Raw genomic sequence first — 16,909 nt, forward strand, 5'->3', positions numbered from 1 at the left:
CTGTATCCTGGCGGGCGAGTTGGATTTTTTTACAAAATCTGAAATCCGGGCTTCAATTATTCTCGTTAGTTATAATTGAATTAAAATATAATTGGATGAAAGATATGCTAAATTTTAAGATCAAGGCCATCGCCGCTAACATCAGGCATACCAGGGAAGGATTAAATTATACCCAGGAATACCTTGCGGCCAAGTTAGGTATATCGCAAAATGCCTACAGCAAAATAGAGTTAGGTTATACAAAAATAACCGTCGAAAGGCTGTTTCAGATTGCTTCTATTTTAGAAATTGAAGTTTCTGAACTTATAAATACCGAAAAAACAGTTGCGGCTTAACGTTTTATGCACAATTTTAATGTTCCGTCTTTTGCTTAGTATCTTTGCCGGAGATGGAACACGATAAACTTATTGCCGCTACTGTTGATTTTGTACGCGATACCCTCAGAAATGCCGAAGGCGGCCACGACTGGTGGCACATTCACCGCGTTTGGACCAACGCAAAACTCATCAACCAAACAGAAAAAACTGATCAGCTTGTAGTTGAACTTGCTGCTTTGCTGCATGATATTGCCGATAGTAAATTTCACAACGGCGATGAAGAGATTGGCCCGCGCACGGCCGGTAACTATCTGCAAAGCATGAATGTTGATGTTGCTGTAATTGAACATGTACAGCAAATCATCAGGCACATGTCGTTCAAGGCCAGCTTTGATCAAAAGTCATTTCATTCGCCGGAGTTAGCGGTAGTGCAGGATGCAGACAGGCTTGACGCAATTGGCGCCATCGGCATTGCCCGCGCTTTTACCTATGGTGGCTTTAAGGGCCGTGAACTGTATAATCCCGAAATTAAGCCAAACCTTAGCATGACCAAAGAAGAATATAAAAATACAACCGCCCCAACTATTAATCATTTTTACGAAAAGCTGCTATTGCTTAAGGATAAGATGAATACGCCCGCCGGAAAAGCGATTGCAGCGCAAAGACATGCTTTTATGGAAGATTATTTGAAACAGTTTTTTCAAGAATGTGGTTCATAGTTAACGCGAAAGCTTACTTTTGCGCCAAATTTTGATACCCCATGAAGAAACTTATATTTACTATAATACCCGTGTTTATTGCTGCCATTACTTTTGGGCAGGATACAGTTAAACGTCAACGGTTCAACTTCCATTTCCAGCAAACGGTAATTACCCAGTACAAACCATCATTCCATGCTGATTATACCGGCGATAACAGCTTGCTTACCGGCGAGGAAACGCAAAGCTCTATTACCACCACACTTTTTGGCGGTGCAAGGCTTTGGAAAGGTGCTGAAGCATATTTTAACCCTGAGCTTTCGGGTGGAGCCGGCCTGAGCAAAACTTTGGGAGCAGCAGGCTTTCCCAATGGCGAAACTTTTCGTGTAGGTGGTGCCGAGCCTAAGATCTATATCGCCCGGTTATATTTTACCCAAAACTTTGAATGGGGTAAGGATAAAGATACCATAAGCGATGATGCCAACCAGTTAGCCGGGTTAAAAAGCAAACGCTATTTTTCGGTTACCGTAGGTAAATTTGGCATGGCCGATTTTTATGACGGCAACGAATTTAGTCATGACCCGCGTACGCAATTCATGAACTGGAGCTTGATGGATAACGGAGCATGGGATTATCCGGCCAACACCCGTGGCTACGTTTTAGGCGTACATACTGAATTAGGACAGCCAAACTGGACATTGCGTTTCGCCTTCACTATGTCGACCACCACTGCTAATGGCGCTATCTGGGATCAGAAAGTAGGGAAGGCCAATACCCAAACTTTAGAGTACGAAAAGCGCTATACCTTAAATGGCCAGAAAGGCACATTCAGGATCCTCGGTTTCAGGAACAACGGTAAAATGGGCGACTATCGCCAGGCTTTGGCGCTAAGTCCGACTGCACCTAATGTTGATACTACCCATGCCTGGGGCAGGCACAAATATGGTTTCGGCATCAGTGCCGACCAGTATTTAACCAAAGATTTTGGGGTATTTGCCAAGGTGAGTTACAATAACGGTAAAACCGAAACCTGGTATTTTACCGAAATTGACCGCTCGCTAAGCTTTGGCGGTGTGCTTAAGGGCAGTTCATGGAACCGTGGCGATGACGAATTAGGCCTGGCTTTTGTGGCTAACGGTATCTCAAATGCCCATCGCGATTATCTTGCTGCCGGAGGTTATGGTTTTATCATTGGCGATGGCAAGCTTAACTACGGCACAGAATTTATTGCCGAGCTTGATTATAAAATAAACGCTTATCAAAAGAAATTCTGGCTTACACCAGGATACCAGTTTTTACTGAACCCTGCCTATAATAAAGACAGGGGGCCTGTAAACGTGTTTTCACTAAGAGCACACGTGGAGTTTTAAAAGCACAGCGGCAGTTATGTCATTGCGTGTAACCATCAGGGAAATCCAGAAAAAAATTGTGATGACATATAAAAAATATTCTTCACCGTCCCATCAGGGTCTCTCGCAGAGGACCCTGATGTATACGTCATGCAGATCGCTGTTCAAAATATCTATTAGATGTTTTGAACGCGGCGAACCTCAGGGTCCTCTGCGAGTTTAAGTTAACCCACAAAATCACCAATCTGAAATTTCAATAGGGGGCACCTACGGAGCCATAAATCTGCTTTTTTAGGCTATAAACACGTGGCCCCGCTGGGGCCGGCATGGCTTTATAACATAATTAGGTGTTAATCAAAGGTGTCTTAGGATAGCTGCACCAGAGGTGCAAAAGGTTTGTAGCATAAAAAATGATAGAAATACCCTTTGCCTCAGAGGGGCAAAACAAAACACTTGCTGATTAAACGACAAAACAATTTTGTGGGTAAACTTAAATCTGCGAGAGACCCTGATGGAACATGAAGCACAGCGGCAGTTATACAACAGGAGTAAAACTCATTCCCTCCGTTAAATAACTGCCGCTGCTACTTAAAACTGCTACTCATTAATGTTTGTTCCCAAAGCCAAACTCCCGGTATGAATTAGGTACGTCATCCGTATTACTGAAGGCAAAAGTGAACGTGGTAGTCCAGTTTTCATAATCGGCCTTTTTATCCTGCGATGGCTCAACATGGGTTGAGCTGATCATATAAACTCCTTCGCGGCTTAGTTTAAAAAACACCAAACCGTTACTATCACTTAACAATTTTTGCGGAATTATAGTGCCGTTAATCGTACGTACATACTGAATTACAACAGCGTCTTTCATTGGTTTACCCCTAAAAAGCACCTGTGCTGTTACATCATCGCCATAGGCGGCTTTATAAGGGTTTTGCTGGATCACAATTTCGTAATCTTCGCCCAGGGGTTTATCGAAATCCTTACCATTGGCCTTATCAACAGAAATAAGCGTTTTTGTTGACTGGTGGTACCTTTCAACAAAATACTGCTGACTGCTGGCCCTTGCTTCTTCGGCCATTTTATCAAGCCCTTCGCTTTCAAGCGCCCTGATAAATTTATTCCTTTCCGATTCCGTTTCATCATTCCTAACCAACTCAAAAAGGGCAAGGCCCGAGTTTTGCAGCTCATAAGTAAGCAGACTGCTATCGGCCTGGTTAGTGATTTTTGAAAGATCTGTTTTTTTTGAGCCTTCGTAAAGCATAAACTTGGTTGCCTTAGCCGTGGCATATTTAAATTCATTTTCAGGTTTAAACTCGTTCCCGCTCAGTAAATGCAGGTTAAGCTTATCGCCTTTATGAACGTAAAAATTATGTGGCAATAAGAAAAAATCCTGCGAACTGGCCGCGAAGCCGATCATGAGCAGTAGTATAATGATGAAAACAGAGGTGCGCTTCATAGTTTTTTGATAGTATCATCAAACATACAAAGTTTTAAAAACTTCAGTAGTTTTACGTTATGATTTTTGACAGGAAAAACCTCGATAATGATACTTTGCTGGCATTTTACAAAAAATTGCTGTTCCCGCGCATGGTTGAAGAGAAGATGCTGATCCTGCTAAGGCAGGGGCGCATTGGCAAATGGTTTTCGGGTATTGGCCAGGAAGCCATAGCTGTTGGCAGCACCCTGGCCATGAATACCGACGAGTATATTTTGCCCATGCACCGCAACCTCGGCGTTTTTACTTCAAGAAACATTCCGCTTTCGCGCTTAATGGCGCAATGGCAGGGCAAACCTTCGGGCTTTACCAAAGGGCGCGACCGCTCTTTTCATTTCGGCACCCAGGAATATAAGATCATCGGTATGATATCGCACCTGGGGCCGCAGCTTGCACTGGCCGACGGTATTGCCTTAGCCGATGTATTATCGGGCAAAAAGAAATCAACACTTGTTTTTACCGGCGAAGGTGCTACCAGTGAAGGTGATTTTCACGAGGCACTCAATATAGCCTCGGTTTGGAAGCTGCCGGTAATATTCCTGATCGAAAACAATGGCTACGCTCTTTCTACTCCAACAAATGAGCAGTATAACTGCCGCGAACTGGTTGATAAGGCCATAGGCTACGGTATTGAAGGCCGCCGTATTGACGGCAATAACCTGCTTGAAGTTTATAACACCATAACTACGCTTAATAAAGCTATTCGTGAAAACCCGCGCCCTGTTTTGCTGGAATGTATGACTTTCAGGATGCGCGGCCACGAAGAAGCATCGGGCACTAAATACGTGCCCAATAACTTGTTTGAGTGGTGGGCGGGGAAAGATCCGGTAGCAAATTTTGAAAAATACCTGCTTGCCGAAGGGGTTTTGCTAAAGGACATGATCCCTGTGATCCGTAAGGAGTTTGCGGCATTGATTGAAACCGAAATTGAAAAGGTTTACTCCGAAGCTGATATTATACCTGATGTAGCCACTGAGGTACAGGATATGTATAAGCCTTACAGTTTCCCGCTTGTACAGCCAAACGCTTCGCCTGTTACTAATAAGCGCTATATAGATGCCATTAGCGATGGCCTTAAACAAGCCATGCGCAAACATCCCAACCTGGTGATCATGGGGCAGGACATTGCCGAATACGGCGGAGCTTTTAAAATTACACAGGGCTTTGTGGAAGAGTTTGGCAAAGCCCGCGTTCGTAATACGCCTATTTGCGAATCTGCAATTGTTGGCGCAGGGATGGGGCTTGCCCTTAACGGCTACAAGGCGGTAGTTGAAATGCAGTTTGCTGATTTTGTCACGTGCGGCTTTAATCAAATCATTAATAACCTGGCCAAAACGCATTACCGCTGGGCACAGGGCGTTGACGTGGTGATCCGGATGCCCGCAGGTGCCGGAACCGGAGCAGGGCCATTCCACTCACAAAGTAATGAAGCCTGGTTTACCAAAACGCCCGGTTTGAAAGTTGTTTATCCTGCCTTCCCGGCAGATGCCAAAGCGCTGTTGCTTGCCGCCATTGATGATCCTAACCCCGTAATTTATTTTGAACATAAATACCTGTACCGCAGCATCAATGCAGATGTACCCGATAATGATGTAATGATTGAGATTGGCAAAGCCAATGTAATTAAACAAGGCGATAAAGCCACTATCATAACATTTGGTCTTGGCGTGCACTGGGCTTTGGAATATGCGGACAAGCATCCCGATCAATCCATAGAGATCATCGACCTGCGCAGCCTTCAACCCTGGGACCAGGAAGCTGTTGAAGCCAGCGTTAAAAAAAACGGTCGGGTGCTGATTTTACATGAAGATACCCTAACCAACGGCTTCGGCGCCGAAATTGCCGCCCACATTGCCGAGCATTGTTTTAAATACCTTGACGCCCCGGTAATGCGCTGCGGCAGTTTGGATACCGCTATCCCGATGAGCAAAGCATTGGAAGATCAGTTTTTGGCAAAGGCAAGACTGCAGGAGAGTATGGAGAGCTTGTTGGCTTACTAGGTCCTCGGAGGCCGTGGCGACGACAGGTAATAATGCCATAACAACATTGATGCAACGGTGCGGTAAGGTTTCCATTGTTCGGTTACCAATAACAATTCTTCTCTTGATGTATCTTTTGGCAAGTTTTTTACCCTTTTTAGCGCGTTAACAGCCGCAAGATCTCCTATAGGGAAAACGTCGGCGTGTTGCAGCACAAACATGAGGTACACATCTGTTGTCCAGTTGCCGATGCCTTTAAGGGCGGTTAGTTTGGCGCGGATAATGTCATCAGGCATTTGTTCCATTTCGGCAAGGTTAATTTGTCCGTTTACAATGGCTTCGGCAAGGTATTTTATGTAGATAGTTTTTTGCCGGCTTACATAGCATGCGCGAAATTCCTCATCGGTAAGGAGCAGCACCCGGGTTGGGGTAATTTGCTGCACCCGTTCCCTTAATTTATTTAAGGCCGATAATGCAGATGCCAGCGATACCTGCTGCTCCAAAATAATATGCACTAATGTTTCAAAACTGTTGGGCCGCGACCATAAGGGCGGATAGCCATGATTTTGAATGATCAGGGCAAGATCAGGGTCATTAGCAGCAAGCTTATCGCAGATGAGATGAAAGTTTGAATGGGAAAATTGCTCAAACATAGGTTGATGATATGTTGTGCAAGATGAGGGATTAGGCCGGGAATTGCAAAAAATAACGTAGAGACGCATAATTGCGTCTCTGAACTATACAGAGACGCTTTGTAGATCGGGAGACACAATTATGTGTCTCCGCATTCATAATTTACTCATAGCTATGCCGCTCAAAATCATAATCAGATTGTGAGGTAATGATCTTTTTTCGCCGCTGGATATCCGTATCCAGGTTATGGTCATAAATATTATCCGTAACTGCCATATCCCGTTCCTTGTCCCGTTCGGCCAGATGAATATTGGCTTCAGCGGTTTTGGCTATGGCTGTATCATAAGGTCCCTTGGGCGACATCAGCTTTACAAACACCGGCAAGCATTCAAACAAAATAAAAAGGTACCCAATAAATGAGATAGCCAGGTAGGTATCCAGGTCGCGCTTCCCGTTTTCCGTGTAAGTGAGTTGGCCCAATGCCCAGTTACGGTCAGAGAAACCTGCAATGCTGGCCAGGCTATCCAGTTGATGTTCGGTAAAGAGGCGTGTACTGTTTAGGCCCTCATAATCCTTACGAGCGCTCAGGTACTGATCCATCTGCCCTAAATTATCAGTAACAGTTTTGAGGCGGGCTTCTTTTTCTTCCAGTACAGATTGTTTTTGTTTGGCGTAAGTTCCGTAACCGGTGATGCCCGATGTTTGGTTGGTTTTATCGCCAAAAACTTCCTGGTTAAGCTGGTAGCGTGAGCGGTTAATATCCCGTTCAAGCGAATCCTTTTCCTTTTTTAGATCGGTATTTTTACCCAGCTCCATGGCATACTTCTGCATGTAGGTTTTTTCGAGGGTATCAATCTTACTGCGTTGCCCTTTTAAATAGGCGGTTTTTAGTTTCTGGCGAATTTCTTTATCAAAGATCTTGAGCTCAAGCGGACGCGATATTACGATACCAATCATAATGGCCAGCAAAATACGCGGCGATGCCTGCAAAATCTGCTGATTGGTTGTACCTTCTTTGTTAATACTGGATACAATGTAACGGTCCATATTAAAAATGGCCGTTCCCCAAAGCAAACCAAATAGTATAGCAAAGCCTACAGCAAAACCATCACCATTAAAAACAAAGTACATGGCATAGCCGCCGGATAAAGCCGCAAACAAAGCGGTGAAAAATATAGTTGCCCCAATACCAACATACTTATTATGCTCGATAGGGTACTTTTTTAAGGTATCGATATGTGCTCCTGAACAGAACCAGAAAAAGCGTGTAACTTTTTTCATTAAGTAATTATTGTGTAAACATATATGAAACGCTCATACACTTTGATTGTTACAAATAACAAGCCTAAATATTTGATTAAGAAAAAAACTACCTTTGGATTATAATTACATTTAACATGAACGAGATAACCGTACAGGAACTAAAAGAAAAAATTGACAAAGGCGAAGACTTTCAACTGATTGACGTTAGGGAAGATTTTGAATACGAAACTTCAAACCTTGGCGGACAACTTATACCGCTCGGCGGCGTAGTGATAGAATCAGAAAAGATAAGTAAAGATAAACCAGTAGTAGTAATGTGCCGCAGCGGTAAACGTAGCGCAGCCGCAATTATGCAGCTGGAGCAGCTTGGCTTTACCAACCTGTCGAACTTAAGGGGCGGTATCCTTGCGTGGCAGGCCGAAATTGATCCTGAATTAAACGTGTACTAATAATGGGCTTTAAATTAGTGCTCAATGTGCTTTACACCATGGGTGTAGCCTTGTGCTTTATTGTTGCCTATAAGATGCTTACAACCCACAATTACCCTGTAATGGCAGGGGCCATCATTGTTGGTGTAGTGGTGATTTTTATGAAGCTCCGGCTTTTGAAAGAGGTTAAGGACACCCAGGACGCCTCACAAAATAAAAAAGGCAAAGGGACTAAGTAACCCAATGTTAATGCTTGCAGACTTACGACGTTTTTGAAACTTCGTAAGTCTTTGCGGTTGTTTGTAGCCCGCGCAAGTTTAGACGTTTTATTATACGACGCTCCGTCTATTACTATCAAGATAATTAAATTGGCTTTCCTCCAACTTCTCTTCTAATTCTTCCAAGCCATTTTGTATTTTATAATTTCGCTCCTGTAGTGTTATAGGGATAAGCCAATAACAAAAAATTGCTCTATCGCTATTATCCGGATAAAACCGTTCGAGATCAGGTCCATCAAGATAAGGCAAAGAAATGAAGCCGTAACTACATTCAGAATCTCCCTGCCAGGCCCTGCCGAAATTAATTGTATCTCCCAAATTTAAATTTTGATATATATTGTGGTAGTAAACCACGCTTGTCAACAACTCTAATATCGAGTTATCCTGAGCAGCGGAGAACAAATGTAATTCAACAGGCTTTTCATGGGTAAATGCCGACATCCCGCATGTTGCATAAGTCCACATTTTCCTCTTGCCTGTTGGTTTAAATTCTAAAATTGTAAGTTTATTATCAAATTCTTTGATAGGTCCCTTTGTCCATATCCTCTCTTCAAAATTGCTTCCCCAATTTGATATATAATGCTCTTTGATCAGTTTGTTGTAAATGCTCATCTTATAAACTGCATTATAATTAAAAATTTATGATGAATTTTAGATTTATTATAGTCTTGTGCTTGTTTATAGATGAACGCAAGATAAGGCTACTTTACAATTGCTTTTACAAATCCGTACACAGATATAGTATCGACATATTTGCTTTCCCACGTATGTGATACCGCTATCTGAAATGAAAACTTACCTTTCAGCAGGTCGCCCTTTGCGTAAGTGCCTTTATCAAGGATCAAATTTTTGTTTATTACCTCAAAAACAGGTTTTTTGTATGAGCTATCAGTAATTGAAAAAGTTTGATAGTATTTAGCATTAAATACGCCTGGTGATTTAACAAATCTCAACTCGTAACGACCATTTGAGAAAGGAGTGTCAGTCAATATAAAAATCAACGTGTCTTTGTTGAGGGTCACATCACCGCTTCTGAAAAACTGTTTGGCTTTACCGTCAGTAATTGTCGTTTCTGATGTATAAATACGTTTTAAAGAATCTCCCTTTTGCTTGTTTAATACATACTTAAAATGTTCTTCATTAAAGAAAGGTTCGTCATAAAGTTTGCTTGAGTAGTTTTTCGCAGGGTACAGTGCCGGCATCGTGACCAATTTTGCTTGTTGTATCGGCTGCGTTGAACATGCAAAAAGAAACAACCCGAGTAAAATTGGTAGTTTTTTCATGATAACAATTATTTCTTCAAAGTCCCTTCAAATAACTTATAAATCCGTTTATACTCATCGGTCCAGCTGCTGGGTTCTTCAAAGCCGTGATCTTCTACAGGGTATGAAGCCAGTTCCCAGTTTTCTTTGTGTAATTCTATTAGTTTTTGGGTAAGGCGAATGATATCCTGGTAGTTTACATTTTGGTCTATCATGCCATGTAACATCAGCAGGTTACCTTTTAAACCATTAGCAAAGTAAATAGGCGAGCTTTTGCGGTATGACAGCTCGTCGGTAAAAGGCTCATTCAATATGTTCGATGTATACTCATGGTTATAGTGGGCCCAATCGGTAACGGAGCGGATAGCGCCGCCTGCTGCAAAAACATCAGGCTCGGTAAACATACCCATCAGGGTAATAAAGCCGCCGTATGACCCACCATACAAGCCTACATGCTTCGGATTTACACCATATTTTTCAACCAGTAGTTTTACACCGTCAACCTGGTCTGTTAAGTCCTTGCCGCCCATGTGGCGATAAATGCCGGTCCGAAAATCCCTGCCATAGCCTGCGCTTGCGGTATAATCGATATCCAGTACGGTATATCCATTATCGGCCAGCATGTTATTGAACATAAACTCACGGAAATAATAACTCCATGAATAGGTAACGTTTTGCAGGTAGCCTGCACCGTGTACAAAAACTACGGCCGGTTTTGCAGGATCGGATTTTTTTGGCTGATACAGGCGTGCATAAACATCGGTACCATAGCGGTTTTTAAAGGAGATGATCTCCGGGTCGCGCCATGGGTACGACAGGTACTCGGCCGAAACCGAGTTGGTTAGCTTGATTGCTTTTGCCCCCGGCTTATTAGCCTGGATATATAACTCCCAGGGGCGGTTGGAATAAGAATACCTGATGGCCAGCCATTTTTCATCCGGAGAAAGCGTTACCTCGTTACCCCCTTTCATACCGGTAATTTTAACCGGGGTTCCTCCGCCAACCGGGATCCTGTAAAAATGGGTTATGCCCGGATGATCTATATTGGCAGTAAAGTAAAATGTTTTTTTATCGTTGCTTAGCTGTAAGGTTTGCACTTCCCATTTGCCGTTGGTAAGCTGTTTTTTTGCACCGCTGGTTACATCAACCACATAAATATGTGAGTAGCCACTGGCCTCGCTTTGGTAATAAAAATGGGTGTCGTCAATAAAACCTGTATTTCCGGGATCATCAATACCCGGCCCGCCTATCCAGGCTTCATCGCGCTGACGATCAAGCTGGTTGAGTTTCCCGGTTACCGGGTCGAGGCGCATGATCCAGCAATCTTTATTATCCTGTGCCGAGATAATAACCACCGCATTGCTGCCGTTTTGGTTCCATAAAACACCGTCGATATTTACCGGCCTGTCGGCATTTTCCTTTTGGCGGGCTTTTAATTCTTCGGGGTAATCTTTTAAATAATCGGGCAGATCTTTAATACCGGGAATCTCTGATGTAATAACCGGGTAAACGGCCTCGCGGCGCTTATCGTAAATAAAAGTCTCTGAAGTTGATGAAGGCCGGCCAACCTTTGAGCGGTTAGGAATATCCTCGGTAAAGCCTGATGCGGTAACATAATTTGTTACGATAGCATTCTGAACCCCTTCGGCACGTTTGGTAAGGTTGTAAGTTATAAAACGGCCATCGGGGCTGATCTGCACGGCGCTCAGCCTTTTTTCGCCAAAGGCAATTTCTTTTAATTTATCAGGTTTGAGTAATGCTGTTTCTGTTGAGTCTTTTTTATCATCTTTCGCTTCTTTTTTGATGATATCAAACAGTTCAAGCTGTTGTTTTTTGAGCCACTGCTCCTGCTCGTTAGGTTTATCCTTGTTTTTTTTATCACTTGCCGCCCTTACAAAGTTGGTAAGCTGTACCAGGCTACCGCCATTCAGGTTCAGGGCAAAGAGATTGCTATCTTCTTTATAGATAATCTTTGTTTCATCACCGTTAAAAGCAGGGCTGTCTTCCTGCCCTACGGTATTGGTTAAGCGGGTGGTTTTATTGCTTTTTACATCGTATAAAAACAAGTCGCCATTTTTACTGAATACCTTTTGAGTATGCTTTTTATTCCATTCGCCGCCCGGTGCCAGATCACGCTGTTCGGCAATGCTAACCTTTTGCACCCTGTTATCAGCCGGGTTAACAGCATATAAACGCGCATCACCCGAAGCATCATCATCCCATTTAAAGTAGATCTTTTTACTATCGTTAGCCCAGCGAACATTGGAGGGGGATACCCCAATCCATTTCGGGTCGCGCATAATTTTTTCGATGGTAAGGGTGTCCAGCTTTTGTGCAAAAGCACCTGCTACCGGCATCAGGAACAATAAGCTTAAAAGTTTCTTCATATCTCAATAAAGCATGCAATTTAGCAGTTTAGCCAATGATTGCTATTTTTAAGCATTTTATTGTTACAAATGGAACTACAGGGCAACGGATTTTTATTGAGGGCATGGCAACAGGGAGATGAAGTATCGCTTCAACACCACGCAGACAATGCAAAAGTAGCAGCTTTTTTGCGCGATAGGTTCCCGCATCCGTATACACTGAATGATGCTTTGTTTTGGGTGAATCTGGTAAAAGATCAGCAACCATTAACAAGTTTTGCCATAGTGATTAACGGCGAAGCCTGCGGCGGTATCGGTATTGAACCGTTTAATGATGAAAGCCGCATCACTGCAGAGATAGGCTACTGGCTTGGTGAGCAATACTGGGGTAAAGGTATTGTGACTGCGGCTGTAAAACTGGTAACCACTTATGCATTTGAGTACTTTCCGCTGATACGTATTGAAGCCGGGGTGTATGATAAAAACACAGCATCTATGCGGCTACTTGAAAAGGCTGGTTATTTAAAGGAGGCCGTGTTGAGGAGATCGATCATTAAAAATGGTGAGGTGATGGATAAGCATATGTATGCTATATTTAAGGAGGATTAATTGAAACTATTTTAAAACAAATGCCCAATTTATACATCATAGCAGGTTGCAACGGTGCCGGTAAAACTACTGCAAGCTACACGGTTTTGCCCGAATTGCTTAACTGCAATGAGTTTGTAAATGCTGATAATATTGCAGCTGGGCTTTCTCCCTTTAACCCGGAAAGCGTTGCACTTGAAGCAGGCCGAATCATGTTACAGCGAATTGACGAATTGCTAAGTCGGGAAGTTGATTTTGCTTTCGAAACTACGCTTTCAACCCGGAGTTATGTTTCCTTTGTTAAAAAAGCCCGGCAAAAAGGATACGAAGTTACTTTATTGTTCTTTTGGCTAAGTTCGCCACAAATAGCGATGCAAAGGGTAGCTACACGTGTGAATGAAGGCGGGCATAACATTCCTATAGATGTGATTGAGCGTAGGTACTACAGGGGAATAAGAAATTTAATATCTTTGTATATACCGCTGGTTAACATGGTTGGTGATAAAAAACATGGATACAGGTCCGGAGCTTGTAGCAAGAGGCATAGAAAATTCAAAGCCTTCTATAGCTAAACTCGATGTTTGGGAAATAATTTTAAGCCAGGCAAATGAGAACTAAAATAAATATCAACATGGATATAAATGAATTGGAAGCCAAAGTGTTGAAAGGCATGAATATAGCCATAAGAAAATTAGTTGAAACTTCTGCCGAAAAAGGTAAAAGTCTTATCATTGGCGAAATTGATGGCAGTTTCAAAGTGGTACCCGCTAAAGAACTTTTGAAAACCCTACCCGCTAAATAGCAATCAACTACAGTTCTTTCCGCATCACATAATCATTCATCCAGTATTTACCAATAGCTATATCTTCTTCATAAGCTACTGCAAATCCCATCTTTTCGTAAAATGACTTGGCATTATTATACCTGTTCACATTTAGTTCAAGCGTTTGCTTGCCGGCATCTTTGGTTTTTTTTGCTACCTCGTTAATTAATACCTTACCGTAGCCTTTGCCCTGGGTTTCGGGCAGGCAATAAAGTTTATGCAGTTTGTAGATCTCAGAATCTTCTTCGCGGGGGGAATAGGCGGCAAATGCTACCGGTCTACCTTCTTCTTCCAACAGGAGGAAAGTTTGCTGATTTTCTTTAACCTGCTTGGTTATTTTTTCTGTCGAATAAATTTCGCCCAGCATAAAGGCTATCTGTTCGCGCTCGAGTATAGGGCTGTAGGTTACCCACCAGGTTTTATCAGCAATATTGCGGATAGTTTCTACATCATTTATGGTAGCGGTACGTATCGTGTACATTTTTAAATTTAGCTGCGTGTTAATAATTACGATTTTGTTAAAGCAGTTAGTCTTAAGCCCGATGTCAAAAACACACTTTCGACTTAGAACTTAAGACTTTCGACTTCATACTAACTTTTTTCCTCCCAGATCATGCACAAGTGTAAAATGGTTTCAACTGCCTTTTGCATGTCCTGTACCGATACCCATTCATGCCTGCTGTGGAAAGCATGTTCCCCGGCAAAAATGTTGGGGCAGGGTAACCCCATAAACGAAAGCCTTGAACCGTCAGTGCCGCCGCGAATGCTGCATAATTTGGCAGTTAAACCGGTGCGGTTTATGGCCTCCATGGCATAATCAACAATTTGCGGGTGCTGGTCAAGTATGCCTTTCATATTGCGGTATTGCTGGCTCACGGCAATATCAAACGTTGAACCCGGGAATTTCTTTAGCACTTCGGTTGCTGTTTTATGGATAACCTCCACATGATCTGCAAGTTTGGCTTCATCAAAATCGCGGATTATAAAGTCGATAGTAGCGGTTTCAACGTGGCCCTCCATACCTACCGGGTGCACAAAGCCTTGCATGCCCTCGGTATGCTCCGGCGAAAGCTCATCGGGCAGGGCGGCAATAATTTGGCCGGCAATTTTAATGGCGCTTTCCATTTTGCCTTTTGCAAATCCCGGGTGTGAGCTTACGCCATTAATGGTAAGCCTTGCACCATCGGCCGAAAAAGTTTCATTCTCCATATTGCCCGCACTCTCTCCATCCATAGTATAAGCGGCAAACGCGCCAAGCTTGGCGATGTCCACGTGATCAACGCCATGACCAACCTCTTCATCGGGAGTAAATAAAATACGGATATCACCATGTTTAATTTCGGGGTGGTTCATGAGCTGGTAGCAGGCATCCATAATTTCGGCTACACCGGCTTTATTATCAGCGCCAAGCAGTGTTGTGCCGCTGGCAGTTATTACATCGTTGCCAATTTGATTTTTCAGGTCTTCATATTCTGCCATGCGGATTACCTGGGTATCGTCATCCGGCAATATTAAATCCTGCCCCCGGTAGTTTTTATGAACAATGGGTTTCACATCTTTGCCGCTGCAATCTGGCGCAGTATCCATGTGCGAACAAAAGCAGATAACAGGAACTTGCTTGTCAGTATTGGAGGGTATAGTTGCGTAAACATATCCATACTCATCCAAATGCGCATCGGTTAGCCCTATGGCCAACAACTCATCAACCAGCATCCGGCCAAGATCTTTTTGCTTTTCTGTTGATGGAAATGAAACAGAAGTGGGATCCGATTGTGTATCAATGGTAACATAGCGCAAAAAACGCTCGGCTACAGTGAACTTAATGAATGAGCTAAAATTCATATAAAGCTTTTATATTAGTAAAAATTTAGGAGGCGGCTAACACCATCACCAATTGTAAATATTGATTAAAATTATACATTGAAAAAACATTTTCTGCTTTTTGTTTTGGTTTTTGCCTCGGTTATGGCGAAAGCGCAAAGTGGTTTTAACTATTATGAATGGGGTGCTGGTTTTGGCGCAAGCTATGGCCGGGGGTTTGATGATCTTAACAAGCAGGTTTGGCATCCGGGGGGAAGCCTGAATTTAACCTATAATTACAGCCCTTATGTACCTATGAGCCTTGAATTTCAGTTTGGTACACTTGAAGGTGGTGGGCGTACGCCGGATAAAGATCAGTTTGGCCGCTATTCAAAAAACAATTATAAAGCCCTGGTACTCCATGCCGACCTGCAGTTGGGCGAAATAATTGATTATGATAACAGTGGTTTTTTAAATGTTATTAAAAATTTTTATGGTGGTGCCGGAATTGGCGCAATATTCAACAAGATGAAGGACATTCAACGTACCAATCTTTATCTGTATAACGGCCCGAATACCTATGTTTTCCCCGGGAAAGATAAAAGCGTTAACCTTATGGTGCCTTTACGCTTTGGTTATGAATTTAAAATATATGATGATTATGACCAGGTAGGTTATACCATAACGCTCGGTTATCAGCATAGTTATGCTTTTGGTGAGGGACTGGATGGATATAATGACAATCCGCAGAAGTTTAAAAATAACGCTCCTGATCAGTTTGCCATGTTTACCCTTGGCTTTAAGTATAACTTTGGCAATACTGTATCATACACCAAACTTGTCAGAAATTTCAGACGGTGAACATAGAAGAGTTGCGTGACTATTGCCTGCAAAAGCCGGGCGCTACCGAGGGTTTCCCTTTTGGAGAAGATACCCTGGTTTTTAAAATCGCTGAAAAGATCTTTTTATTAACTGGTTTGCAAACCGGCGAGAGGTTCAATGTTAAATGCGACCCCGAATGGGCTGTTGAACTTCGTGAACGTCACCCTGAAGTACAGCCCGGCTACCATATGAATAAAAAAATGTGGAATACGGTGCAAATGAATGGCTCCCTCACACGCAAACAACTCTGCGAAATGATAGACCATTCCTATAATGAAGTAGTTAAAAGTTTGCCAAAGAAAGTGCAGGCTGAGATAGCTGCATTATAAGTAAAACATATATCCTCATGGGATTATTCAGCTTTTTCGGAAAAAAGGACAACGGACAATTTGTATCGACAGAAGCGTTCGAAGAAAAATCGACGACGCAGCTTAATATGCTGCCGGTACTTATGGAAAAGCTCAGGGAGTTAAATGTTGACGAGGACAGGGAACTGATGCTTGAGTTTTTCTTTTATACCAATACTTATCAAAAAGCGGAGGCATTTGCGCTGGAATTATCCAATTTAAACTACCAGGTAAAATACGGCGTTTCTGAAGGGGATAAAAAATTATTCATTGTCACCGGATGGACAACCAAAATAAAAATGAAAGATGCTGTTGTTGCAGCATGGATTAGTCAGATGTGTAATCTTGGTTATAAATTTGATTGTGAGTTTGATGGCTGGGGCACTATTCCCGATCAGTAA

At 42.8% G+C, this 16,909-nt stretch carries 20 protein-coding genes; 12 read left to right on the plus strand and 8 right to left on the minus strand.

The window, feature by feature from the left end; genetic code table 11:
- The first annotated feature begins 95 nt into the window (after nt 1-95).
- From AC59JO_RS13970 to AC59JO_RS13980, 3 genes are read left to right on the plus strand one after another with little or no spacing between them, the layout of a single operon-like run.
- Complete coding sequence (locus tag AC59JO_RS13970) at nt 96-335, plus strand: helix-turn-helix domain-containing protein (protein ID WP_413670070.1); 240 nt, start codon at nt 96-98, stop codon at nt 333-335.
- A 53-nt stretch (nt 336-388) separates the two neighbouring features.
- Nucleotides 389-1,036 carry an HD domain-containing protein gene (locus AC59JO_RS13975; RefSeq protein WP_413670069.1) on the plus strand — a complete coding sequence of 216 codons (648 nt, stop codon included), beginning with the start codon at nt 389-391 and terminating at the stop codon, nt 1,034-1,036.
- A 41-nt stretch (nt 1,037-1,077) separates the two neighbouring features.
- On the plus strand, nt 1,078-2,385 hold the full coding sequence (locus AC59JO_RS13980) for a carbohydrate porin (protein WP_497306008.1): 1,308 nt from the start codon (nt 1,078-1,080) through the stop codon (nt 2,383-2,385).
- Between the two features lie 583 nt (nt 2,386-2,968).
- On the opposite strand, the gene AC59JO_RS13985 is transcribed toward AC59JO_RS13980, so the two are convergent.
- Complete coding sequence (locus tag AC59JO_RS13985) at nt 2,969-3,820, minus strand: DUF4198 domain-containing protein (RefSeq protein WP_413670067.1); 852 nt, start codon at nt 3,818-3,820, stop codon at nt 2,969-2,971.
- A gap of 59 nt (nt 3,821-3,879) precedes the next feature.
- Between AC59JO_RS13985 and AC59JO_RS13990 the strand changes: the two genes are divergently transcribed.
- Entirely contained in the window at nt 3,880-5,859 is a 1,980-nt protein-coding gene (locus tag AC59JO_RS13990) for an alpha-ketoacid dehydrogenase subunit alpha/beta (protein ID WP_413670066.1), read from the plus strand.
- Here AC59JO_RS13990 and AC59JO_RS13995 read toward each other — a convergent pair.
- Entirely contained in the window at nt 5,856-6,491 is a 636-nt protein-coding gene (locus tag AC59JO_RS13995) for a DNA-3-methyladenine glycosylase family protein (RefSeq protein WP_413670065.1), read from the minus strand. The genes AC59JO_RS13990 and AC59JO_RS13995 overlap by 4 nt on opposite strands.
- A gap of 142 nt (nt 6,492-6,633) precedes the next feature.
- Complete coding sequence (locus tag AC59JO_RS14000; protein ID WP_091208897.1) at nt 6,634-7,752, minus strand: DUF4407 domain-containing protein; 1,119 nt, start codon at nt 7,750-7,752, stop codon at nt 6,634-6,636.
- Between the two features lie 116 nt (nt 7,753-7,868).
- Here AC59JO_RS14000 and AC59JO_RS14005 point away from each other — a divergent pair, with 116 nt between their 5' ends.
- The gene (locus AC59JO_RS14005) at nt 7,869-8,183 is read left to right on the plus strand and encodes a rhodanese-like domain-containing protein (protein ID WP_091208895.1); all 315 of its coding nucleotides are present in this window, start codon (nt 7,869-7,871) and stop codon (nt 8,181-8,183) included.
- A gap of 2 nt (nt 8,184-8,185) precedes the next feature.
- Nucleotides 8,186-8,401, plus strand: coding sequence for a DUF6358 family protein (locus AC59JO_RS14010; protein ID WP_091208892.1), 216 nt, complete (start codon nt 8,186-8,188; stop codon nt 8,399-8,401).
- A 90-nt stretch (nt 8,402-8,491) separates the two neighbouring features.
- Here AC59JO_RS14010 and AC59JO_RS14015 read toward each other — a convergent pair whose 3' ends face one another.
- The 3 genes from AC59JO_RS14015 to AC59JO_RS14025 form a co-directional block, all read right to left on the minus strand.
- The gene (locus tag AC59JO_RS14015; protein ID WP_497306012.1) at nt 8,492-9,052 is read right to left on the minus strand and encodes a suppressor of fused domain protein; all 561 of its coding nucleotides are present in this window, start codon (nt 9,050-9,052) and stop codon (nt 8,492-8,494) included.
- Between the two features lie 89 nt (nt 9,053-9,141).
- Nucleotides 9,142-9,723, minus strand: a complete 582-nt coding sequence (locus tag AC59JO_RS14020) for a hypothetical protein (RefSeq protein ID WP_413670062.1) — start codon at nt 9,721-9,723, stop codon at nt 9,142-9,144.
- Between the two features lie 8 nt (nt 9,724-9,731).
- A complete protein-coding gene (locus tag AC59JO_RS14025; RefSeq protein WP_497306014.1) occupies nt 9,732-12,089 on the minus strand; it encodes a S9 family peptidase in 2,358 nt (785 codons plus the stop codon).
- Nucleotides 12,090-12,158: 69 nt separating this feature from the next.
- Between AC59JO_RS14025 and AC59JO_RS14030 the strand changes: the two genes are divergently transcribed.
- Genes AC59JO_RS14030 through AC59JO_RS14040 form a run of 3 tightly spaced genes read left to right on the plus strand, consistent with a single transcriptional unit; the run spans nt 12,159 to nt 13,458 of the window.
- On the plus strand, nt 12,159-12,677 hold the full coding sequence (locus tag AC59JO_RS14030) for a GNAT family N-acetyltransferase (protein ID WP_497306016.1): 519 nt from the start codon (nt 12,159-12,161) through the stop codon (nt 12,675-12,677).
- Nucleotides 12,678-12,697: 20 nt separating this feature from the next.
- Nucleotides 12,698-13,228: an ATPase gene (locus AC59JO_RS14035; protein WP_497306018.1), complete on the plus strand. Its 531-nt coding sequence runs from the start codon at nt 12,698-12,700 to the stop codon at nt 13,226-13,228.
- Between the two features lie 35 nt (nt 13,229-13,263).
- On the plus strand, nt 13,264-13,458 hold the full coding sequence (locus AC59JO_RS14040) for a DUF8506 family protein (RefSeq protein WP_413670058.1): 195 nt from the start codon (nt 13,264-13,266) through the stop codon (nt 13,456-13,458).
- 7 nt (nt 13,459-13,465) lie between these two features.
- Here the strand turns inward: AC59JO_RS14040 and AC59JO_RS14045 are convergent, their stop codons facing one another.
- Together AC59JO_RS14045 and pepT are read right to left on the minus strand one after the other, a co-directional pair.
- Nucleotides 13,466-13,960: a GNAT family N-acetyltransferase gene (locus AC59JO_RS14045; protein ID WP_413670057.1), complete on the minus strand. Its 495-nt coding sequence runs from the start codon at nt 13,958-13,960 to the stop codon at nt 13,466-13,468.
- Nucleotides 13,961-14,070: 110 nt separating this feature from the next.
- Nucleotides 14,071-15,321, minus strand: a complete 1,251-nt coding sequence (gene pepT, locus AC59JO_RS14050; protein ID WP_413670056.1) for a peptidase T — start codon at nt 15,319-15,321, stop codon at nt 14,071-14,073.
- Nucleotides 15,322-15,399: 78 nt separating this feature from the next.
- Here pepT and AC59JO_RS14055 point away from each other — a divergent pair, with 78 nt between their 5' ends.
- Genes AC59JO_RS14055 through AC59JO_RS14065 form a run of 3 tightly spaced genes read left to right on the plus strand, consistent with a single transcriptional unit; the run spans nt 15,400 to nt 16,909 of the window.
- A complete protein-coding gene (locus tag AC59JO_RS14055) occupies nt 15,400-16,140 on the plus strand; it encodes a hypothetical protein (protein ID WP_413670055.1) in 741 nt (246 codons plus the stop codon).
- Nucleotides 16,137-16,490: an MmcQ/YjbR family DNA-binding protein gene (locus AC59JO_RS14060; protein WP_413670054.1), complete on the plus strand. Its 354-nt coding sequence runs from the start codon at nt 16,137-16,139 to the stop codon at nt 16,488-16,490. Before AC59JO_RS14055 ends, AC59JO_RS14060 begins: the two co-directional genes overlap by 4 nt.
- A 17-nt stretch (nt 16,491-16,507) precedes the next feature.
- A complete protein-coding gene (locus AC59JO_RS14065) occupies nt 16,508-16,909 on the plus strand; it encodes a ribonuclease E inhibitor RraB (RefSeq protein WP_413670053.1) in 402 nt (133 codons plus the stop codon).

It is taken from the genome of Mucilaginibacter sp. A5337, assembly GCF_059690695.1.